At 68.6% G+C, this 21,145-nt stretch carries 20 protein-coding genes, 1 tRNA gene and 1 pseudogene; 14 read left to right on the top strand and 8 right to left on the bottom strand.

Annotation, left to right across the window (positions count from 1 at the left end):
• Both AC0NH5_RS23400 and AC0NH5_RS23395 read left to right on the top strand, forming a co-directional pair.
• Positions 1–489: an NUDIX domain-containing protein gene (locus AC0NH5_RS23400; RefSeq protein ID WP_474407376.1), complete on the top strand. Its 489-nt coding sequence runs from the start codon at positions 1–3 to the stop codon at positions 487–489.
• Positions 490–537: 48 nt separating this feature from the next.
• Complete coding sequence (locus AC0NH5_RS23395; protein WP_474407374.1) at positions 538–1,830, top strand: MFS transporter; 1,293 nt, start codon at positions 538–540, stop codon at positions 1,828–1,830.
• A gap of 83 nt (positions 1,831–1,913) precedes the next feature.
• Here the strand turns inward: AC0NH5_RS23395 and AC0NH5_RS23390 are convergent, their stop codons facing one another.
• Positions 1,914–2,465: a type 1 glutamine amidotransferase domain-containing protein gene (locus AC0NH5_RS23390; protein ID WP_474407371.1), complete on the bottom strand. Its 552-nt coding sequence runs from the start codon at positions 2,463–2,465 to the stop codon at positions 1,914–1,916.
• Positions 2,466–2,496: 31 nt separating this feature from the next.
• Positions 2,497–2,952 (bottom strand): DUF2231 domain-containing protein, encoded by a 456-nt coding sequence (locus AC0NH5_RS23385; RefSeq protein ID WP_474407369.1) that lies wholly within the window; start codon positions 2,950–2,952, stop codon positions 2,497–2,499.
• A gap of 492 nt (positions 2,953–3,444) precedes the next feature.
• On the opposite strand from AC0NH5_RS23385, the gene AC0NH5_RS23380 reads away from it, so the two are divergent.
• The 6 genes from AC0NH5_RS23380 to AC0NH5_RS23355 all read left to right on the top strand — a co-directional run bounded on the left by AC0NH5_RS23380 (position 3,445) and on the right by AC0NH5_RS23355 (position 7,613).
• The gene (locus AC0NH5_RS23380) at positions 3,445–3,882 is read left to right on the top strand and encodes a DUF6232 family protein (RefSeq protein ID WP_474407366.1); all 438 of its coding nucleotides are present in this window, start codon (positions 3,445–3,447) and stop codon (positions 3,880–3,882) included.
• 230 nt (positions 3,883–4,112) lie between these two features.
• Entirely contained in the window at positions 4,113–4,979 is an 867-nt protein-coding gene (locus AC0NH5_RS23375) for a helix-turn-helix domain-containing protein (protein WP_474407364.1), read from the top strand.
• Positions 4,980–5,039: 60 nt separating this feature from the next.
• Positions 5,040–5,234, top strand: coding sequence for a DUF397 domain-containing protein (locus AC0NH5_RS23370; protein ID WP_474407361.1), 195 nt, complete (start codon positions 5,040–5,042; stop codon positions 5,232–5,234).
• Positions 5,235–5,436: 202 nt separating this feature from the next.
• Positions 5,437–5,637 (top strand): DUF397 domain-containing protein, encoded by a 201-nt coding sequence (locus tag AC0NH5_RS23365; RefSeq protein WP_474407359.1) that lies wholly within the window; start codon positions 5,437–5,439, stop codon positions 5,635–5,637.
• 56 nt (positions 5,638–5,693) lie between these two features.
• Positions 5,694–6,212, top strand: coding sequence for a DUF6226 family protein (locus AC0NH5_RS23360; RefSeq protein WP_474407357.1), 519 nt, complete (start codon positions 5,694–5,696; stop codon positions 6,210–6,212).
• Between the two features lie 216 nt (positions 6,213–6,428).
• The gene (locus tag AC0NH5_RS23355; RefSeq protein ID WP_474407355.1) at positions 6,429–7,613 is read left to right on the top strand and encodes an MFS transporter; all 1,185 of its coding nucleotides are present in this window, start codon (positions 6,429–6,431) and stop codon (positions 7,611–7,613) included.
• Here the strand turns inward: AC0NH5_RS23355 and AC0NH5_RS23350 are convergent.
• Positions 7,598–7,789 (bottom strand): CHAT domain-containing protein, encoded by a 192-nt coding sequence (locus AC0NH5_RS23350; RefSeq protein ID WP_474407352.1) that lies wholly within the window; start codon positions 7,787–7,789, stop codon positions 7,598–7,600. The two genes, AC0NH5_RS23355 and AC0NH5_RS23350, sit on opposite strands and share 16 nt — an antisense overlap.
• Positions 7,790–7,868: 79 nt before the next feature.
• Positions 7,869–8,726 (bottom strand): annotated as a pseudogene (locus AC0NH5_RS23345) (CHAT domain-containing protein); the annotation flags it as partial.
• Positions 8,727–10,002: 1,276 nt separating this feature from the next.
• Here AC0NH5_RS23345 and AC0NH5_RS23340 point away from each other — a divergent pair.
• The 4 genes from AC0NH5_RS23340 (at position 10,003) to AC0NH5_RS23325 (ending at position 14,566) form a co-directional block, all read left to right on the top strand.
• Positions 10,003–10,362: a response regulator gene (locus AC0NH5_RS23340; RefSeq protein ID WP_474407350.1), complete on the top strand. Its 360-nt coding sequence runs from the start codon at positions 10,003–10,005 to the stop codon at positions 10,360–10,362.
• Positions 10,362–11,837: a DUF7125 family protein gene (locus AC0NH5_RS23335; protein WP_474407348.1), complete on the top strand. Its 1,476-nt coding sequence runs from the start codon at positions 10,362–10,364 to the stop codon at positions 11,835–11,837. The genes AC0NH5_RS23340 and AC0NH5_RS23335 overlap by 1 nt, the downstream gene beginning before the upstream one ends.
• Positions 11,838–11,964: 127 nt before the next feature.
• A complete protein-coding gene (locus AC0NH5_RS23330; protein WP_474407345.1) occupies positions 11,965–13,407 on the top strand; it encodes an ATPase domain-containing protein in 1,443 nt (480 codons plus the stop codon).
• Positions 13,408–13,492: 85 nt separating this feature from the next.
• The gene (locus AC0NH5_RS23325) at positions 13,493–14,566 is read left to right on the top strand and encodes an ATP-binding response regulator (protein ID WP_474407343.1); all 1,074 of its coding nucleotides are present in this window, start codon (positions 13,493–13,495) and stop codon (positions 14,564–14,566) included.
• A gap of 749 nt (positions 14,567–15,315) precedes the next feature.
• On the opposite strand, the gene AC0NH5_RS23320 is transcribed toward AC0NH5_RS23325, so the two are convergent.
• Positions 15,316–15,389, bottom strand: a tRNA-Thr gene (locus tag AC0NH5_RS23320).
• 100 nt (positions 15,390–15,489) lie between these two features.
• Between AC0NH5_RS23320 and AC0NH5_RS23315 the strand changes: the two genes are divergently transcribed.
• Positions 15,490–17,235, top strand: a complete 1,746-nt coding sequence (locus AC0NH5_RS23315) for a metallophosphoesterase family protein (protein ID WP_474407614.1) — start codon at positions 15,490–15,492, stop codon at positions 17,233–17,235.
• Between the two features lie 55 nt (positions 17,236–17,290).
• Here AC0NH5_RS23315 and AC0NH5_RS23310 read toward each other — a convergent pair whose 3' ends face one another.
• Positions 17,291–18,133 carry a PSP1 domain-containing protein gene (locus AC0NH5_RS23310; RefSeq protein ID WP_474407340.1) on the bottom strand — a complete coding sequence of 281 codons (843 nt, stop codon included), beginning with the start codon at positions 18,131–18,133 and terminating at the stop codon, positions 17,291–17,293.
• 204 nt (positions 18,134–18,337) lie between these two features.
• On the opposite strand from AC0NH5_RS23310, the gene AC0NH5_RS23305 reads away from it, so the two are divergent.
• Positions 18,338–20,011 (top strand): hypothetical protein, encoded by a 1,674-nt coding sequence (locus tag AC0NH5_RS23305; RefSeq protein WP_474407337.1) that lies wholly within the window; start codon positions 18,338–18,340, stop codon positions 20,009–20,011.
• A 226-nt stretch (positions 20,012–20,237) separates the two neighbouring features.
• Here AC0NH5_RS23305 and AC0NH5_RS23300 read toward each other — a convergent pair whose 3' ends face one another.
• Both AC0NH5_RS23300 and AC0NH5_RS23295 read right to left on the bottom strand, forming a co-directional pair.
• Entirely contained in the window at positions 20,238–20,849 is a 612-nt protein-coding gene (locus AC0NH5_RS23300) for a hypothetical protein (protein ID WP_474407335.1), read from the bottom strand.
• Complete coding sequence (locus AC0NH5_RS23295; protein ID WP_474407332.1) at positions 20,849–21,145, bottom strand: hypothetical protein; 297 nt, start codon at positions 21,143–21,145, stop codon at positions 20,849–20,851. Before AC0NH5_RS23295 ends, AC0NH5_RS23300 begins: the two co-directional genes overlap by 1 nt.

Here is a 21,145-nt window from a genome sequence, read left to right as displayed (position 1 = left end):
GTGGCATTGACGTGGGCAGAGTCTTACCTGGGCCGAGTGCGGGCGAGCGTCGGCGACACCGACACGATCTTCTTCGTCGGGGCACGGACCGTGGTGTTCGACGAGCAGGACCGGCTGCTGCTGATCCAGCGCTCCGACAACCTGCGCTGGGCCATCCCGGCCGGCGCGATGGAGCTCGGCGAGAGCATGCAGGAGTGCGCGGTCCGGGAGCTGTGGGAGGAGACCGGGCTCCGGGCGACCGCGCTCACGCCGTACGCGTTCTACACGGCGTACACCTACACGAACGAATACCAGCACACCTACCAGCAGGTGCTGATGACGTTCGTGGTGGACAGCTGGGAGGGTGAGCTGCTCCGGCAGACCGACGAGAGCGTGGACGCCGGCTTCTTCGCGCTGGACGCCCTGCCCGGCCCGAAGTCGTTCATCATCGACGAGGCGCTGGCCGACCTGGCCACCTTCCGGAGCACCGGCCGGCTCGTCATGAAGTAACGAAAATCGCGATGCGCGCCCGGGCCGTCCGAGGCAGGATGGCCCGACGTGACATCCCGTAAACGCCGCTTCGCGCTGGACCTCACCCCGCTGCGCACCTCCCGGGATTTCCGGCTCGTCTTCACCGGTGGCGTGGTGACGGCGTTCGGCTCGTTCATCAGCTATGTCACCATCCCGTTCCAGGTGGCGGAGCTGACCAACGACCCGCTGATGGTCGGCCTGATCGGCGTCTGCGAGCTGGCCCCACTGCTGATCATGTCGTTCGTCGGCGGCGCGCTCGCCGACTACATCGACCGCCGCGTCCTGGTCCGGGCAAGCGAGGCGATGCTCGCGCTGATCTGCGGCATCCTGCTGGTCAACTCGCTCGCCGAGACCCCGCATCTGTGGCTGCTCTACGTGGCGGCGTTCCTCACCGCCGCGGTCGCCGGCCTGCAGCGTCCCGCGCTGGACTCGATGATCCCGCGCCTGGTGAAGCCGGAGGAGTTGCCGGCCACCATGGCGTTGCAGTCGATGGGCATGCAGTTCGCCCAGCTCCTCGGCATGCCGCTGGCCGGCATCCTGGTGGCCAGCTTCGACCTGGCCTGGGTGTACGCGTTCGACCTGCTGACCTTCGCCGTCTCGCTGGTCTGCCTGAGCCTGGTCCGGGCCGTCCCCCCGCCCCCGGCCGCCGACCGCCCGTCGCTGCGCAGCGTCGTCACCGGCCTGCGGTACGCCAGGTCCCGTCCCGAGCTGCTCGGCACCTACCTGGTCGACATCAACGCGATGTTCTTCGGCATGCCGTCGGCCCTCTACCCGTTCCTGGCCACCAAGCTCGGCGGCCCGCAGGTGCTCGGCCTGCTCTACGCCGCCCCGGCGGTCGGCTCGCTGCTCGCCACGTTCGGTTCCGGCTGGACCGGGCGGGTGCACCGGCACGGCCTCATGGTGCTTGTCGCCGCCGGTTTCTGGGGCGTCGGCATCATCGGCGTCGGCCTCTCCGAGACTCTGTGGCTGACCCTGTTCTGCCTGGCCTTCGCCGGCGCCGCGGACATGATCTCCGGCATCTTCCGCATGATCATCTGGAACCAGACCATCCCCGACCACCTGCGCGGGCGCCTGGCCGGCATCGAGATGCTCTCGTACACCACCGGCCCTCTGCTCGGCCAGCTCCGCGCCGGGGCGATGGCCCGGACCTCGCTCGGCATCTCCGGCTCCATCTGGGCCGGCGGCGTGCTCTGCGTGGCCGGCACCCTGGCCCTGGCCGCGGCGCTGCCCAAGCTGGTCCGCTACAACGGCAGGGACGGCATGGCGCTGAAGAAGGCCGCCGACGAGGCGTGGGCGGCGTCCGCCGCCGAGCGGACCTAGTCACCTCGCACGCATGTGGCGCACGGCAAGCTTGCCGTGCGCCACAGAACCCCTGCGGGGGTACGCGTGAAGCGTCGGCGTTCCTAGCCCGGCTGCTTGGCCCCGACCTTGTCGACGAGCGCCGCACAGAAGGCGGGCAGGTCGTCCGGGTTGCGACTGGTGATCAGTTCGCCGTCCACGTAGACCTCCTCGTCGACCCAGGTGGCGCCGGCGTTCACGAGGTCGGTGCGCAGGCTCGGCCAGCTGGTCAGCGTCCGCCCGTCGACCACGCCCGCCTCGACGAGGGTCCACGGGCCGTGGCAGATCGCGGCCACCGGCTTGCCCGTGGAGACGAACTCGCGGACGAAGCGCACCGCGTCCGGGTCCGCCCGCAGGAAGTCGGGGTTGGCGACCCCGCCGGGCAGCACCAGCGCGTCGTAGTCGGTGGCGTCGGCCTCAGTGACCTGCCGCTCCACCGGGTACGTGCCGGCCTTGTCCATGTGGTTGACGGCCTGAATCTCGCCGTTCTTGATCGAGATGAGCTCCGCCGTGCCGCCGGCCGACTCCACGGCCTTGCGCGGCTCGGTGTACTCGACTTCCTCCACGCCATCGGTCGCCAGGAAAGCCACTCGTTTCCCCTTGATCGATGCGGTCATCGTGTTGCTCCTTCCGATACCGGGGGCGTCCTCAGTTGCGGTTCCCGGCAACGGCGCGAGCAAACGCCGGAGTCTGTCCGGTGGCGATCTGTCCGCTGAACCAGGCGCCATATCCGGCGATCGCGAGCGCGAGCAGTTCGACGACGAAGAGCCCGCCACCGACGACCCGGTCCGGTGCCTGCATCCGGAGCATCAGAATGACCATGAAAATGACCAGCACGCCCATATTGAGAAGAGTGCGCAGCACGCCGAGGCGGCGCGCTCCGGGATGGCGCACGAAGACCACGTCGATCGCGCCGGCGACCGCTGCCAGCAGCCCGGCGACCAGGCCGGCAACGACGTTCCAGTAGGCCAGCTGCCCGAGCATGCTAGGGCCCCCCAGCAAGTCCGCCATATCGAACATACCGGCCATCGCGAAGAGGCCCAACGGGAACATCACCAGTATTGGCTGCACCGCCTGTCCCGCGACAATCAATCGGCTCTCCATCCGGTCAACGCCCTTCCCACCTGCGAAAATATAGGTTCGTCGCGGCATCCGTATGGGGCCTACCCGATCCCCGGGGGACCGAAACCGCTCGTTGCCCGCCCGAGGGGGACGACACACATCATCGAGGCAGCTTGTACGCAGTCTGCAACATGGCAGATTGAATGGTGGCGGGCAGCGGGGTGGCGTGGTTCACTACCAGTAGAGCAAGAAAGGGCGGAGTCGGAGGGAGAGACAAACAACGGCACCCGGCGGCAAACGGGTGCCGTTGTCCGCCTCCGGCCCGGGCTATTCCGAGCACTACCGTCGTTACGACGCCGCACTCGTTGCGGTAAGGCTGGCCGCGACAACGCTGGTTGCGACAATCCTGTTTGCGGCAAAGCTGATTGCGACGAGCGAGGCGTTCATTGCGACAAGCGAGGCGGGGATGTTCTCTCGCGCCAATGGTGGCCCGCTCTTCTCCCCCTCGCAAGGAAAAGCGAGAAGGAGTTCGCCATGCGCACACGCACCTACTATGACGGACCCGACGCCACAGTGACGGATGACCAGTTCATCTGGCGGACCAGCCCCGCGAGGCTGGTCTTCAACGTTCACCATCTGCGCAATGTCGGCCTCGTTCAGGCGCCGGCACGTGTGCGGCCCTTCGCTCCGGCTCTCGCCGCGGGCGTCGTGGTCGCGGCGACGGCCGGCTGGACCATGCTGGCGGACCCCATGCTGTACGTCGTCGGCTTCCTCGCCCTGTCCATACCGGCCGTAGCGGCCAGTTGGCGCCAGCCGCGCCACTGGGAACTCCACGCGCAGTACCGGGACCGCGCCGTGGTGCTCTACTCCTCGGCTGACTCACGGGTCTTCAATCAGGTGAGCCGGGCCCTGCGCAGAGCCATGGAGGACACTCGGCGCACCTCTTGGGGTTATGGCCTGGCAGCAGCGTGACCAGGCCATTCGTGAAGCCCTCTCGGGTGAGATTGCTATTTGATCAAAACCGCTCCTTGACCCCGTCGTTCTGATGCACAGTAATAGGATGTCCGCAACCTCGCTGCCTGCCACTTGGCAGTCAGCGAGGTAGCAGATAGCGGGAGATCCACTACTGTCAGTAGCTCCATTTCTTCGACGATGAAGGACTCATGGCTGAGGGCGACTCGCCTACGATTGCGCGCCGGCGCGTGCGTCTCGCGCTCCGTGAAGCGCGGGAGCGAGCGAACCTCACCCAGCACCAGGTCGCCGACGCGATGGACTGGTCCCTGAGCAAGGTGATCAGGATCGAGAACGGTGACGTCACCGTGTCCCCGAACGACTTGAGGCCACTTCTGGGCTTCCTCGGGGTGAAGGACAAGGCCGCCGTCACCTCGCTCATCGCGGATACCCGGGTTGCGCGCACAAGGCAGCGCCAGGCGTGGTACCAAGGACCGCCGTTCCGCGAAAATCTGACCGACGCGCTGCGTAAACTGATCGAGTACGAGGCCGAGGCTGCCGAGATCCGGTCGTATTCGATCTACTACATCCCGGGCTGGTTGCAGACCGCCGACTATGCGACCGCGCTGATGACCCGTTACGAGGACGAACTCAGCGAGGACCAGCGGCAGTGGCGCATCCAGGCCCGGACGAAGCGTCGCGAGGCCCTGCTCGCCCGGGGTGGCACCGAGGTGCAGCTGCTGCTCATGCTCGACGAGTCCGTGCTGCGGCGCACCGTCGGCGGCCCGAGGGTGTTCGCTCAGCAGCTGCGGTACCTGCGGGAACAGGTCGAGGCGGGTGCGCTGCGGATCCGGATGGTGCCGTTCTCGCTCGACGCCTCGGTGACCAACAACGCAAGCTTCGACCTCCTCGTTCTGAGCGAGGGCGAGGTGCTCTACCGGGAGACCGGTCTGAGCGACGAACTGATCGAGGACCGGGACACGATCGCGAAACACCGCGCTCGTTTCGACAAGGTCTGGGAAGAGGTCGCGGATGAGGCCGACACGATCGAATTCATCGGGCGGCAGATAGAGGTTCTCGAGAACGGCCAGAAGAGTCTGCCGCCTCAGGACGAATGACAAGTACAGCGCCGGGCGGTCTTCGCCGTTTCCGGCAACTAAACCGTGGAAGGTCCACCAATGGGAGAGATGAACGTGCCCGCTTGGCGTAAGAGCAGCCGCTGCGGAACGTCGACCTGCGTCGAGGTCGCCAAGATCGACGATCAATACCTCATCCGCGACTCCAAGAATCCCGAGGCCGCCCCCCTGAGCTTCACGAAGGCCGAGTGGGACGCGTTCGTCGCGGGTGTCAACGCGGGCGAGTTCCGCTTCTGAGATTTCGGCCGCCCGCCTTGTGCTGACATCCGACACAGGGCGGGCCGTCAAATAATTGACGCAAAAAGCGTTTATCCTCCCCAACGGGCGCCGCATACCTCACATTTGAGGTGATAAGCGGCGTCCTTTCGTTTTCATTCATCCTGCGCCTCCGCCCCGTTCGCTTACGGTGGGACTCGAACCGTCACGGAGGTGCACACACATGATCAAACGGACGGAAGAGCCGCATTGGCGTCGCAGCGGTCATTGTTCCGCGGGCTCCTGCGTCGAGGTGGCCCGGATGGGAGATGACTTCCTCATCCGTGACTCCAAAGAACCGAACGGCATGCCGTTGCGGTTCACCACGGCCGAGTGGGACGCGTTCGTCGCAGGAGTCAAGGCCGGCGACTTCAGTTTCGAATGACTCCGCTTCTGCCGGAGCAGCAGGGTGCCGCGGGCCGAGCGCGGCATACTGCAGGGGTGGACGGCTACGCACGCGCCACCGACCTCGACCGCTTCGCTGTTCTGCACGAGGCGGCCGACGACCTGTTGGACGAGCTCACCGGCCGCTACCTGGTGGAACGGCGGGAGAGCAAGGAACCGCTCGGGCCCGACGAAGCGCTCGTGCGGACAGTCCGGCTGATTCCCCGCATGCCGACGGCTGCGCCGCTGGCGATTCACTTCACCGACCCGGGGCTGATCCTGCACATCGGGCGCTGGTGGAGTGAGACGCTGCCGGCCTGTCCGTGCGACGACTGCGGTGCGGACCCGGGAGAGCTGGTGGAGCAGTTGCACCGCCACACCGCCGCGTTGATCGAGGGCGGGCTCTGGGAACGCGTCCGTCGTGGCATGAGCGGGTCCTGGTTCGAGGCCAGGCTGATCGGCATCGGGGTGAAGACCGGACAGGAAGGGCCGCTTTCCGCGGCCGGGGCTCGGGAGGCACGACGCAGTGGCTTCGCCGAGCCGGTGCAGTGGGCTCCCTGGCAGGTGCGGGCGTGACCCCGTCATCTCCCGGGCCGGATCTTTCCGCTCAGCTGCGGTCGACGGCAGTTCCGAGCAGCTGATCCGACCGGCCCCTGTCCGGGCTCCCTATCTTCAGCGGCCGACCGCGCGTCAGCCGGCCGGCCGCCCAACCGCTATGGCTGGCCCGCGCTGTTGTATAGCGTCACCGGTGAACCTTCCTCACCATTCACGGGGCGACTCTTGAGCACAGGCGTGGCAACGGACCTGCGGGCATCCACCCGAGCCGTCTACATCTCCTTCATCTTCCTCGGCGTGGCCATGGCCAGCTTCGCTGCCCGGATCCCTCAGATCCGGGATGCGCTCGGCCTGACACCGTCCCGTCTCGGGCTGGTGCTTCTCGCCATCGCCGTCGGCTCGATCACCGCGCTGCCGCTCGCCGGCGGCATCGTCGGGAAGTTCGGCTCGCGGCGGACGGTCGCGGTGATGGCCGTGCTGCTCGGCGCGTCGCTGTCCGCGGTGGCGATCGGATACCAGTTCGGCGTGGTCCCGGTGATCGTGGGCCTCTACCTGTACGGCTTCTCCACCGGCGCCTGGGACGTCGCGATGAACGTGCAGGGCGCGATCGTCGAACGCGGTCTGGGCCGGTCGATCATGCCGCGGTTCCACGCCGGTTACAGCGTCGGGACCGTGGCCGGAGCCTTGGCCGGCGCGGGAGCGGTGGCCCTGGGCATCTCGGTCACCGCGCACGTGATCGTCGCCTGCGCACTGGTGACGGTCGCGGTGCTGGCCTCGGTGCGCCACTACGCTCCGGACTCCGGCTCCTCGCCGGAATCCGGGGCCGGCGGTGGCGCCTTCGCGATGTGGCGGGAGCCGCGAACTCTGCTGATCGGTGTGTTCGTGCTGGCCTTCGCCTTCACCGAGGGCGCCGGCATCGACTGGATCAGCGTGGCGATGATCGACGACTACGGGGTGTCGGCGTCGATCGCCACCCTGGCGTTCGCGGTCTTCCTCGCCGCCATGACTATCGGCCGCTGGTTCGGGCCGGCGCTGCTGGACCGTTACGGCCGGATCGTGGTGCTGCGCGTGATGGCGGTGACCGCGCTGGTCGGCCTGGTGTTGTTCGTCTTCGGGTCGATCCCGGCGGTGGCGTTCGGCGGGGCGCTGCTGTGGGGGCTGGGCGCGTCGCTGGGCTTCCCGGTCGGGATGAGCGCGGCGGCCGATGAGCCGTCGAAGGCCCCGGCCCGGGTCTCGGTGGTCGCGTCGATCGGGTACTGCGCCTTCCTCGGCGGACCGCCGCTGATCGGCTTCCTCGGTGACCATGTGACGGTGCTGAAAGGGCTGATGGCGGTCGGGGTGCTGCTGGTCCTGTCGATCGTGATGACACCGGTGCTCCGGCCACCCGCCCCGGAGGGGAAAACCGCTCAGACCCCGATGTGAACGAACGGCGCCCAGTGCGCGATCCGGTTGGCGCCGGTCGTCCCGGCCGGGCTGAGGTCCCGGGTCCGGCTGCCGGCTCCGGTGTCGTGATCTGCCCCGCGAACCTGGCGGGAAGCCCGGGCGAGCGCCTCGGCGACATCGGATCCGTCGGCCAGGTGGTCGTACATCGCGGTCATCAGTGAGTAGGCGCTCAGGGTCGTCCACCGGCCAGAGGGAGACGACCAGTTGCCGTACCCCCGCCGAGATCGCGGCCCGGGCCAGCCCGAACACGTCGCCGCCGGCGGTCGCACGGCCGCGGCCGGTGTGGCAGGCCGACAACACGAGCAGGTCGATGCCGGGTCCGAGGCCGGCCAGGTCGGGCAGGGTGATCCGGTCGTGGCCGGCGAGGGCCAGCTCGCTCAGGTGCGGGTGACGTTCGTCGACGAGGCCGTGCGTGGCCAGATGCACGACGGACCGGCCGCGGGAGTACCGGGCGAAGTCGCGCGCCGTGGCGTGCTCGCCGGTCAGGATCACGGCCGCCCGGCGGCGCGCGGCGATCGCCCGGACCTCGGCGCCGGTGCCGGGCAGGCGGGGCAGCCCGGCATATGCCGGGTCGCCGACCAGCACCGTCGGCCGGTCCGGGTCACCCAGATCCGGGACGCTGCCGGCGCGGGTGAGCAGGGCCGCGGCCGGGAGCACGGACAGGGCCCGGTCCACGCCGAGCGGGACACCGTTCAGCGGCAGGACCGCGAACGGCAGCAGCATCAGGTGGGCCGGCGGGACGAGGTAGAGGCGGTTCACCTCGGCCAGGGCGGTGGCGACCGGGTCGATCAGGCGGGTGGCGAGGCGGGCGGCCAGTGCCCCGGCGACGGCGCCGTCGGTGGCGAAGTCCGCGCAGGCGGCGTGCAGCTCGCGGACGGCACGGATCAGATCCCGGCGCGGGTAGGTCTGCGACTTCACCACGAGCTCGCCAGGGCGTACCACCCAGATGATCAGATCTTGGTCGAACGACTGGATGAGCACCAGAGCGGCGTCCGCAGGCAGGGCTCTCTGGATCTCCGCAACTCCGGGTGCGGGATCCGGCCGGGTGGACCGCTGCGGAGCTGCCCGGTCCACCGCGTCCTCAGCCGCCATGACCTCGGCGACCACGTCCGCATGGCGCTGAGCAATCCCGGTCAGGGCGGCCTTCTGCAACCGCTCGTGGACGGCAGCGAGCCGCGCCGAGGCGGCCCGCCGGCCGGGGAGGTCACCGGCCGAATCGCGGATCATGCCGGCCCGGTTGTAGTCGGCCAGCGCGAACGCCCCGCCGACATCGTCGCGGGCCAGCCGGGCCCGGACCGCCACGTGGTACATCTCGGCCACCGCCACGTGGTCGGTCGCCAGCGTCCGGTAATAGTCGTGCGCCGCCTCGGCCGACAGCGCCTTGAACACCTCGATCGCCTGACCGGCCAGGGCTTCGGCCTCGGCGTGCTCCGCCAGGTCGAGGGCGATGGCGGCCCGGCGGGACAACGCGACCCAGTCGGCGTCGAGGCGTGCCGGCCGCCGGCGCAGGATCCGCCGGGCCTGGGCCGGACGCCCGGCCAGCTGATTGAGGTATGCCAGAACTTCGACGTCGTCCAGGGCAAGCCGGTCGAGCTGCCGTCCGGCCTCCGCCATCAGGTCCAGCTCGATGGTCAGCGCCGTCTCCAGATAGGTTCCCCGCGGCGCCGACGACCGCGCCTCCTCCCGGATCCGGCGCCCCTCAGCAGGCCGCCCCCTGTCGTCCTCCCGGGCTGCTCGGTGGCGGTGGTGCAGCGGGCCGCTCCGGGCGTACGCGTCCTCCACGTCCCGGATGGCATCGGCGATCCCGGTCACCTCGCGGAGGGTCGCGGGCAGCGCCGCGGCGGCACGCCGGCAGTCGGCCAGCCGCCGGCGGGCCAGCTCGGTGCAGTCCGGATCGGCCAGACCCTCCGCGATGCGGTGCAACCGCAGGGCGGCCAGGGCTGCCGGCACCCATGCCTCCGGCCGGCCGGGCGCCGACAGCGCCGCCCGGCACGATTCGGTGCTGTCGGCCGCAGTCATCGCCAGCGCCGCCGGTAGCGCGTTCATCTCGGTGAGGACCTGCGCGAACTCCCGCCCGGCCGCGGCCGCCAGATCCGGCCGGCCCTGTCGCACCGCTTCCGCATAGGACCGGCGGGCGGCCCGGAGCACGCCGGCGATCGAGCCTTCAGGCGACGTCATCGGTTGATACGGCATGCCCTCATCTGACGGACTATCGCCATCGACGGATTCGAGGGGGCTTGTTGTGACGCCGCGCCGGCGCACGCCGCCTGGCAAGGAACCGGCACGGCAACTCCAGCCGTCTCGGACATTATGGATCTTTTGTAACCATATGCTGACAGTGAGCTGGCTACGGAGGAAGCGGTGACGGGTGGTCCACATCCTGGTGGTTGACGATGAGCCCGATCTGCGCTTCCTCCTGCGCCGGATCTTCGAAGGAGCCGGCCATCAGGTGAGCGAGGCGGGGCATGGTGCTGCCGCGTTGGACATGGTCGCTGCAGCCCCGCCGGACCTGGTGGTGACGGACATGATGATGCCGGTGATGGGCGGGGCTGAGCTGATCAAGCGGTTGCGCGCCGAGCCGCTCACGGCCACGATCCCGATCCTGGCCGTGAGCGGTGATCCGCACCTGGCCGTCGAGGCTGACGTGATCGTGCCCAAACCTTTCCAGAGGCGGGATCTGCTGGCCTCCCTGGCGGGCCTGCTGACCTCGGAGGAGGCGAAGTCCTGATGAACGAACTACCGACCGGTGTCCCCGGCCTGGACGAGATTCTCCGCGGTGGCCTCCCGCTGGGTTCGATGGTGGTGATCGCGGGCGCGGCCGGTGCCGGGAAGACAATCACCGCTCAGCAGCTCTGCTTCGCCAATGCCACCACGGAACACAAGGCCATCTACTACACCACGATGTCCGAGCCGCACTCCAAAATGGTGCAACATCTTCAGCCGTTCGGATTCTTCGACCCGGCGGCTCTCGGTTCGCGTGTCGAGTACGTACACCTGGGGGACCTGCTGCGGCAAGCGCAGACCGACGGCCTCGGCCCCTTCGTGTCGGAAGTGGTCCGCGCCGCCCTCGACGAACAGCCCGCCGTGATGGTGATCGACAGCATCCGCATGCTCCGTGACTTCGTGGAAGACACCGAGATCCGCATGGCGCTGTACGACCTGACCAGCCGCATCGGTCACACCGACACCGTTCTGCTGATGGTCGGCGAATACACCATCGACGAGATCAACGACAGCGGAGCCGAGTTCGCGCTGGCCGACGGCATCATCCATCTCGCCTACGAATCCCGCGTGCCGGCCGACCGGCACTGGCTGCGGGTCGTGAAGATGCGCGGCCGCGACATCCTGGACGGCAGACACACCTTCCGCATCGACGCCGACGGGGTGCAGGTGTTCCCCCGTATCGAAACCCGCCAACTGACCACCCGACCACCTGCACCGACCGGCCGGATCCCGATCGGCACCGCCGGCCTTGACGAGATCATGGGCGGCGGCGTGGCCGCCGGTGACGCCACCGTCGTGGTCGGCCCGTCCGGGATCGGCAAGTCCACCATGGCGCTCGGCTTCATCATCGACGGCATCCGACGCGCCGAGCAGTGCCTCTACATCACGTTCCAGGAAACACCCGACGAGATCCTGCAACGGGCCCGGGAATTCGGCCAGGATCTCGACTCCGCCTATGCCGCCGGCCAACTCCAGTTCCAGTACGTTCCCATCGAGGAACTCGACCTGGACGCTCTCGCCGTACGAGTGGTCGCCGCACTGCGCAACGGCGAGATCCGCCGAGTCGTGATCGACAGCCTGAAGGACCTCGTCTACGCCGCCGGCGAGGCCGAACGCTTCCCCGCCTACAAACGCGCCCTGATGGCAGGGATCCGAGCGGCCGGCGCCTCGCTGCTGGTAACCAGCGAGTCCACCGCCATCGGTGCAGCCGGTCAGCCGTGGGACGGACTGATGTTCCTGTTCCACAACGTGGTCCTGTTGCGCTACGTCGAGTTCAACACTCAGATCGGCCGAGCTGTCAACATCACCAAGATGCGTAACAGCCGACACGCGGCGGGCCTGTACGAGATTCACATCGATGACCGCGGCCTCACCGTGGGACGGCAACTGGACAACGTCACCGGCATCCTCGGGTGGACCCAACTGCGCCAACTCGACGGTGAAGGCCGTACGGCTCCCCGCCCCGACGACGTCGCATAGGCAGTGGGGCAGGACGGGCGGGATCCAAACTTTGGGTGGATTTCGACCGGACCACGGCAAACCGCCGCAGAGGGCTCCGGCCCTATGCCATGGTGAGGGCATCGGCGCCTGGTGTGGGGAGTGGCTCGTGGCGGACCGGTTGCTTACCGGCATCGAGGGACTGGACGAGATCCTCCACGGCGGATTGCTCGCACAACGGTCATACCTGGTGCGCGGTGGACCGGGCAGCGGCAAGACGACAGTGGGCTTGCACTTTCTCACGCAGGGTGTTGCGGCCGATGAACCGACGTTGTTCATCAACCAAGGGGAACCCGAGGAAGAAGTGCGGGCCAACGCGGCGGCGATCGGCCTCGACGTGGGCGGCGTCACCTTCCTCGACCTTACCCCGTCGGCAACGTTGTTCACCGAGGGCCAGTCGTACGACATCTTCCATCCCGCCGAGGTCGAACTCGAACCGACGACCCAAGCGATCATCGAAGCCGTCAAGAAGGAACGGCCCACCCGGGTGTTCCTCGACGCGATGACCCAGCTGCGCTACTTGTCGCTGGACGAAGTTCACTTCCGCCGGCAGGCGATCTCGCTGTTGCGGTTTCTCGTCTCGCAGGGTGCGACTGTTCTGTTCGCCTCGGAGAGCCAGCACGCCGACCAGGATGCGGACCTGCAATTCATGGCCGACGGCGTCATCCACATGGGTAACAACAGTGGATTACGCACCGTCATGGTGTCGAAGTTGCGTGGCTCGGCGTTCACTGCCGGCACTCACAGCGTGAGCGTCGAGGCTGACGGAATGCACGTGTATCCACGGTTGATGCCTCAGGACCACGGTAAGCCGTTCGTCGCCGAAACCCTCTCTTCCGGCGTTCCGGAGATTGACGAGCTGATGGGCGGCGGTATCGAACGCGGCACCGTGACCATCATGTCCGGGCCCAGCGGAGTCGGAAAGACCACCTTGGGTCTGCAGTTCATGAAAGAGGCGGCCGGACGCGGCGAGCGCTCGGTGGTCTACACGTTCGAAGAGAACGCCGAGGTGCTCGCGTACCGAGCGCAGGGGGTCAATATTCCGATCGCCAACATGGTGGCGACCGGCAATCTGTCCATGGTGCAGATCGAGCCGTTGCGCTACACCGCCGACCAGTTCGGCCGGATGGTGCGCGAGGAGGTCGAGCACGCCGATACCCGCATCGTCATGATCGACAGCACTTCCGGATTTGCGATGTGCATGCGCGAGGAAGAGCCGGAGATCTATCTGCACGCGGTGGCCAAGTACCTGCGCAACATGGGCGTCACGACGATCCTCATCAACGAAACCACCAACATCACCGGCGAGTTCCGTGCCACCGACAACGCCATCAGTTATCTCGCGGACAACATCATTTACCTGCGGTACATCGAGATCCATGGCGAATTACGCAAAGTTCTCGGTGTGCTGAAGAAGCGGATGAGCAACTTCGAGAAGACCATGCGCGAGTTCGAGATCACCAAATACGGCGTGAAGGTAGGCGCAGCACTGACAAACATGCGCGGCATCCTGCACGGCACACCCACGCTGCTGGACGCGCCACCGCGATGAACGAACATCCGCGCACCAGGCCGGCCGGCCGTCAGCTCGAACGGCGGCCACGATTGCGACGATACCGGTGGCGAGGAGCGAGGTGGTGAGTCGCATCGGCCTGCTCATGCCTGCCGGACGTAACCGCCAGCTCATCGAGCAGGCGCTGACTCACCACGAATTCGACGTCGAGGTGGTGGCGACTGGCGAGATGACGGACAGCCCGGTCGACCTTCTGCTGGCCGATCCCCGATCGTTGCAGCAAGCGCTCATCGCAGCGGACCGGCCGGCTCCTGACCCGATGACGCCGGAGGACAAGGGATCCTGGCGCGGCCCGCCAATCATGCTGCTCACCCGGGCGGGCGACCGTCCGGCCCTTCCGGCGAGCGTGCTCATTGCGGCCGACGACGTCGTCACCATGCCGACCCCCCAGCGGGAACTGCTCGCCCGGATCAACCGCTTGACCACCAGGCGTAAGCAGGCTGCGGATGAACGCCGCATGGTGCAGATGCACGTTGCCCACATCGTTCACGAACTGTGCACACCCCTGCAGGCCGTCCTGGCTTCCGCCGAGCTCATGCACACCGAGGGCCTCGACTCCGAACAGTCCGAACTGCTGGACCACATCACCAGAGGAGGCGAACGCATGCTCGACCTCGTCAACGAATTGCTCGACCGCAGCCGCGCCGAATCGGGCCAACTGCCCGACCGCACCACGGTGCTGGACCCGGCAGAAGCGGTTGACGCCGCAGTCGCGGCCGTCCGCCCCCTCGCCCAACGCCGCAACCTCAGCGTCGCCGTGCACACACCCACCGACACCACATCGCGTGTCCGCGCGGATCCGGTCCACGTGCACCGAATCCTGACCAACCTGTTGTCCAACGCAATCAAATACAACCGCGAACACGGCACCATAGACGTCCGCTTGCACAGCCAGGCCGAACGCGTCGCGATGGACGTCACAGACACCGGAACCGGCATCACCCCTGACGAACTCGAGCGAATCTTCCAGCCGTACGAGCGGCTACCCGGGTCGACTGCTACGGGCACCGGCCTGGGTTTGCCGTACGCACGGTTATTGGCGGAACGCATGGGGGGCGCAATAACCGTCGAATCCCAGGTCGGCCGTGGCAGCACCTTCACCTTTGCGCTACCCCGCGCAGACGCAGCAACACGCTGATCGACAGATCGGGTTGTGCGGGTGAACGCAGCATGCCCCGACCTGCGTCGGCATAGTCTTCGCCGTCAGCAGGCGGCACCAAAAGCTCCACGTAGTCCCCGGCCTGGACGCGCTCAATCTCATGCGCCCACTCTCCGCTGGAAAGATCGAAGTCCAACCAAACGGTTCCACCTGTAAAGGAACGGGGGTGCGTCTCCGTCGTGGTAGACAGCCGCGAGCCGCACGTTGAGCCAAAGGTCACCGCCCGCACGGATTTCCTCAAGCACCCCCGACCGCCGGATCAAGGCGTATAGCCGCCGGGCCGGCTCGAATGCAGGTGGTCGTTGCCTGGCAGGCGCATCGAAGCGCGAGTCATCCGATCACTTGACGGGCGTTCTACTTTGCACCTGCGCTGAGCCCTCACGGCCGGCGCGCCGGCCGATGCCGCCCACGGGGCCGGCAAGCCCCGAGACGCGCTCCTGTTCACCGCACCGAACGGCGGGCCGCTACGCAACACGAACTTTCCGCCCCCGGTTCTTCGCGCCGGCGCCAACGTCAAGGCAGTGCAGCGGATGCTGGGCCACGCCTCCGCGGCAATGATTCCCGACGTGTGTGCGGACCTGTTCGAAGACGCCCTGGACCCGGTCGCGGATCGCCTCGACCAGGCTGCCACGCGGGGTGCGGACCATTTGCGGACTGAAGGCTCCAGACGCTGTCGTCGGCCTGGACAAAAGAAGAACCCCAGGCCATTGACCTGGGGTTTCTCACTGAGCCGCCTGACGGAATCGAACCGTCGACCTACGCATTACGAGTGCGTCGCTCTAGCCGACTGAGCTAAGGCGGCAACGAGAGCCAGTGTACGGCATCGGACTTCCCGGCTCGGCAGGGGACGTGCAATGTCGTACGCCTTGATTAGTGTGCATGTCGTGACGGACGACGAGTCGATGGCGATCGCTTCCCGGCAAGGTCCCGCCGAGTCCCAGCCGACCGTGCCCGACCGGCCGCACAGTCTCGATCCGCAGGAGCTCGGTTTCACGCCGAAAGGGCCGATCGGCTGGCTCGCGCCGCTGCTGCTGCTCAGCACCGGGCTGCGGGCGCTGCTCGCCACCCTGTTCGGGGCCTACCTCGACAAGCGTGAGCTGCAGAACGCGCTCGACGGCGACTTCTTCGATCACTCCGCCACCGCCGACGGCGACATCTGGATGGATTACGTGGCCGACCTGGGGGACGGGTTCGATGCGACCTATTCGGTGGCGTGGCTGATGGCCCAGCCCGAGCTGGAGGTCGACGGTGAGCGCCTACCCCGCGGCCGGCTGCTGCTGATGGGCGGTGACCAGGTCTATCCGCTGGCCAGCGGCGACGGCTACGAGAACCGGATGAAGGGGCCCTACCGCGCGGCCTTGCCGGAGGCGCCGGCCGGGGTGCCGCGGCCCACGCTTTTCGCGTTGCCCGGCAACCACGATTGGTACGACGGTCTGACTGCGTTCCTGCGGCTGTTCGCCCGCCGGAAGGACGGTCACATCGGCGGCTGGCGCACGGAGCAGCGCCGGTCGTATTTCGCTGTCAAGCTGCCGGGGAACTGGTGGCTGTTCGCGGTCGACGAGCAGTTCGGGGCCTACATCGACGACCCGCAGCTGCTCTATTTCGAGAAGGCTGCCCGGGAGGTGGGCCCGGACGACCGGGTGATCCTGATGACGCCGTCGCCGACGTGGGTGAAAGCGGTCGACAACTCGGAGGCGTACGACGCCGTCGACTACTTCATCCGGACGATCCTGGCGCCCACCCAGGCGCATGTGCGGGTGCTCGTCTCCGGCGACCTGCACCACTACGCGAGATACTCGGGCGACGACCGAGAGCTGATCACCTGTGGCGGCGGCGGGGCCTACACGCTGGGCACCCAGAACCTGCCGGATCAGATCACCGTGCCGCCCCGGGAGACGCTGACCAGGAGCAAGAGCCGCAGCCGGGTGTACGACCTGGTGTCCCGTTTCCCGGACGCGCCGACATCGCGCAAGCTCGGCCGGGGCGTCTTCCACCGCCTGCCGCGCCGCAACACGGGCTTCGCCACCATGCTCGGCATCATGCAGACGCTGACGATGCTCGCGATGGCCGGTGCGGCCGGTCAGGGCGGGGACATCCAGCGCCTGTTCAGCATCCCGCTGGTGCTGATGCTCGTGATCATCATGGCGGCCACCGTCCTGTTCGCGAAACCGCCCGGCGCGGAGTCGGCGAAGCACGCCCGGCACTGGTTGCTGGGCGTGGCACACGGCCTGGCCCAGATCGCGCTGGCGGCTGGCGGGGCATGGGTGTGGTTGCAGTTCCCGTTCCGGGACTGGCAGTGGCCGGGGCCGCTGGTGGTCGCCGCGGTCGTCTACGGGCCGCTGGCCGCCGTCGTGTCGACCCAGTTGTGCGCGCTCTACCTTTTGATCTCGGCCCGTTTCGGGGTCAATCACAACGAGCTCTATGCGGGTCAGAGCATCGAGGACGGCAAGAGCTTCTTGCGTATGCACATCGCCGCGGACGGGACCCTGACGATCCATCCCCTCGGCGTGGACAAGATCTGCAAGGAGTGGGCCGCCGACCCGGACGGCAGTTCCCAGGCCCCGTGGGTGCGACCGGTGGGGCCGCTGGCCGCCCACCGCATCGAGGATCCGATCGTGGTTGCGGGGCCCAGGTCCGCCCGGCCCTGAGGGCGGGGCCGAGGCCGGCGGGCACAGTCCTACGTTCCGGAGAAGCGGGGTCGGGTCAGCTTTCGCCGTAATGGGCGTCGTGCGCCTGGCGCGGCCCGCACACCGACGCCCGGCTGCATGAGCACCGCGACCCGTCAGAGTCCAGCCGCACCACGACCGAGTCCTTCGGGACGCTGTGCGCGACCACCCGGCCGTCACCCTCCGGCGTCGTCACCCGCGTCCCGACAGCCGGCGCCGATGCCTGGAACTGCTGGTAGAGCGGGTGCTCGTATTTGAGGCAGCACATCAGCCGGCCGCAGGCGCCGGAGATGCGCAGCGGGTTGAGCGGCAGGTCCTGGTCCTTCGCCATCCGGATGGTGACCGGCTCGAAGTCGGTGAGGAACGTGGCGCAGCACAGGTCACGGCCGCAGGAGCCGATGCCGCCCTGGACGCGGGCGGAGTCGCGCGCCGAGAGCTGGCGCAGGTCGACCCGGCAGTGCAGGGTGGCGCCCAGGTCCCGGACCAGGGATCGGAAGTCGACCCGGTGCGGCGCGGTGAAGTAGATGGTCGTCCGGGCGCTGCCGGTGCCCGCGTGGTCCAGGACGTGGTCGACGGCGACCACCTTCATCGGCAGCTCGTGTTCCTTGATCAGTTTCTTGGCGGCGACCTTCGCCTCCGCCTTCCGCTTGCGCAACAGCTCGTCACGGCGCAGATCGCGGTCGTCCGCGATGCCGATGACCTTGGGGAAACCGGTGGTCTCCTCGTCAACCCATTGCGGCGCCCAGACGCACTCCGCCACCTCCGGACCGTCCTCGGTCGGGACCAGCACGCGGTCTCCGACGGACGGCGTGAACCCGTTCGGGTCGAGGTAGTAGAGGCGGCCGTACCGGTTGAAGCTGACCGCGCACAGCATGCCCATGCGATCCACCCTACGGCCGCAAGCAAGCCGCACCAAATGCCGGATTTGAACTACCCGGGCGGGTTGTCGCATAGATGCCGCGCAACCGGACTAATCGACCTTCGTTGGCCAGTCCCGTAGACGTCACCACAGCCGCAGACCTCTGCGTCGGCGCAGCGATCAGCCCTGCGCCGCCTCCGCGGCAAGCCTTCGGAAGGAACTGCCATGACACCCGTCAGGTCGGTGGCCGCCAGTGTCGTCGCGCTCGGTTTCGCGAGCACACTCGCCGCGCCCGTGCCCGCCTTCGCCAACCCCGCGCCCTGCCAACTCGTCGATCACTACGCGGCTCAGGCGGGGGCACAGGTCCTGAGGATCAACCGGCTGGACCTGGGGCCGATGGCCACGCCGAGCAACCGGCGCGGCGCCGCGGACGAGCCCTCAGGCGCCGCGGACGGGCCTTCGGGCGCCGCGGGCCGGCCTTCGGGCGCCGCCGGCGGGCCTTCGGACGCCGCGGACCGGCCTTCGGGCGCCGCCGACCGGCCCTCGAAGCGAGGCCCGGCAGCGAAGTGGTCGCCCGGGGATGAGGGCGGCGGCTCGCCTGGAGACCGGCAGAACGGGCACGGATCCGACAGCTCCGAGCAGCGGAAGACCCCGCCCTCCCCCGCGGAGAAGAGCGAGAACGGAACGGGCGGCTCCGGCGCCGGCGTCCTCGGCACCACTCTGCCGGCCGGCTACCGGGAGCCCACCCCCCGGTCCATCGGCGGCGTCGGCCTGGGCGACTCCCGCACCGTTCTGATCGCCGACAACCCGGTGCACTCCGGGGCCGCCGCCCGCCTCCTGGACGGCCGGGCGGCCGGCTCCCCGGCAACGAACGACATGGTCGTGCAGCAGGCGCCGCCGGACAACCCCAGGCCCGCCGGCCAGCACACCGCCGACAAGCGGTTCGGCCCGCTGCGCGCCGGCGCCGGCAAGCTGAGCGCCCACGCCCGCTGGAACGCCGGGGTCGGATGTGCCACCACCGAAGCCGCGACCTCGTCCGCCGAGGTCGGCCGCATCACTCTGACCGGCGCCGGCAACGAGTCGCTTCTCCGCGTACCAGAAAAGATCTCTGGCCTCAGCAGCACCGCGCTGCGCAACCAGAACGGCCGGATCGAGTCGGTCGCGTCGGCGACCATGACCGCCGGCCGGATCAGCCTGGCCGACGGCGAGGTGCGGATCCGGGTGCTGCGGGCCCCGACGCTGCAGGTCAGCACGTCCGCCGCCGGAAACCACCGGGTCGACTACCGGCCCGCCGTCATCGAGGTCTCCGGTAAGAGCATCCCGACGAAGAGAATCGAGACAGTACGTGACCATGTTGACGTAACGCTCAGTAATGAGGTCCGTGAACTTGAGTCCGTGCCGACATTGATCGAGCCGATCGGCCCACTACCGCTGCCCCCGATCGGCGACATGCCCGGCACCGGCGAGCCCGAGACGACGCCCGCACCCGTCCGGCGCGGCGGCACGAAGCTGCGGATCTCGCTCGGCGACGTCCGCCAGGCCAGCAAGGACAAGGCCGTGGCGGCCCGTGCCGACGCCATCCGGATTTTCATGGTGCGGGACCACAAACCGGTCCGGAACACCCGTGTCAAGCCCGGTTACGGTCCGTCCTCTTTGGTCGCCGACCTCAGCATCGGCCTGCTGGAGGGCGCTGCCGTAGCCCCGCAGCCCGCCGCCGGCGTCTCCTCGGGCGCCGTCCCCGCCGGGCCCGGATCCGGTGCCGGCGGCGGCACCGGCGTCGCGGGCCTGCCCATCACCGGCCCCCGCGCCGTCTCGCTCGTCCTGAGCGGCGTCGCCCTGCTGCTCGGCGGCATCGGCGCGGTCCAGCTCACCTCCCGCAAGCGCCGCCTCAACCCCTGATCAGAGCGGGGTCGCCCCAGCGGCCCCGCCCTGCATTCATCTGGTACGCACAATCGGCCCCACAAACGCCATCGATCCTGTCCCGGGGCTACCCCGCGGCCTCCTGCCCACTCCGGGCCGCAGCGCGGCCGCCGGGCTGAAGTGGGTGGTCAAGCTCAGATCTGGCGAGGATGCGTGTGCGGGCGGTCGCGGCAACGGCCGCCCGCACGCAACAAAGTGGACGGACCTAAGCCCGTAACGGCTCCTGCAGCGGTGCGGATTCCTCGAGCAGAGCCTCACCCCGGTCGTAACTGTCGGCCACCGTCCGCAGCAGCAGGGCCGCCACCTCGGCCGCCGCGCGCGCTTCCTGATCCGGTGTGACGTCGCCGCCCCCGGTGAGGGTGATCGCCTCGGCGGAGGTGAGGATCTCCATCAGCACCGACGCCAGGTCTTCCCGCGACCGGCTCATCCACTCGGTGAGGGCCTCCGCGAGATCGGCGGTCGCCTCCATCCGCCGGCCGAGGCTGTCCGGACCACCGTTGAGCTGCTCCGCCGCCCGTCGACGCGCTTTCTCATAGGCTTCCGCCGCCTCGCCCGTCCAGGCCCCGGGCAGCGGGAGCGCATCCGCGACGTGGGCGTAGGCACGGGCCTCGGCACGCAGCTCCGGCGCGGCCTCCCGGATCGACTCGGGACGCATCTCCCCCACCGCCCGCACGGCGTCACCGGGCAGCAGCCGCACCCGGCGCAGCTCCGGCCAGACCGCATGCCCCTCCGGTGCGCCGATTCCGGCGAGCACGACGTCGACCCGGCCGAGCAGCGGGTTCGCCGCTTCCAGCAGGCGGTCCAGGCGGTCAGCCATCACAGGCCCCGCTCGAACCTGCGGCGCACCGTGTCGTCGGTCCCCGCGTAGTCGCGTGCGCTGGTGCGCACCGACGCGGCGATCTCGCTGAGTCGCACGGATGCCTCCGAAGCCTCGCGGGCCCGGGCGGCGAGGACGGCAGTCCACCCCGCGTACAGCGCCCGGCCGATGCGACCTGGCCGTCCCGCCTCCTCCGCACCGAAGCTGGCTGCAGCCGGCGCGAGCGAGGGGACGCGGCGGTCCATCGTGGCCAGCGTCGCGGCCGCGCTGTCGATCTGGTCGGCGAGTCGGTCCAC

Source organism: Actinoplanes sp. 13, from assembly GCF_056134165.1.
This window is presented reverse-complemented; position numbering and strand designations above follow the sequence as displayed.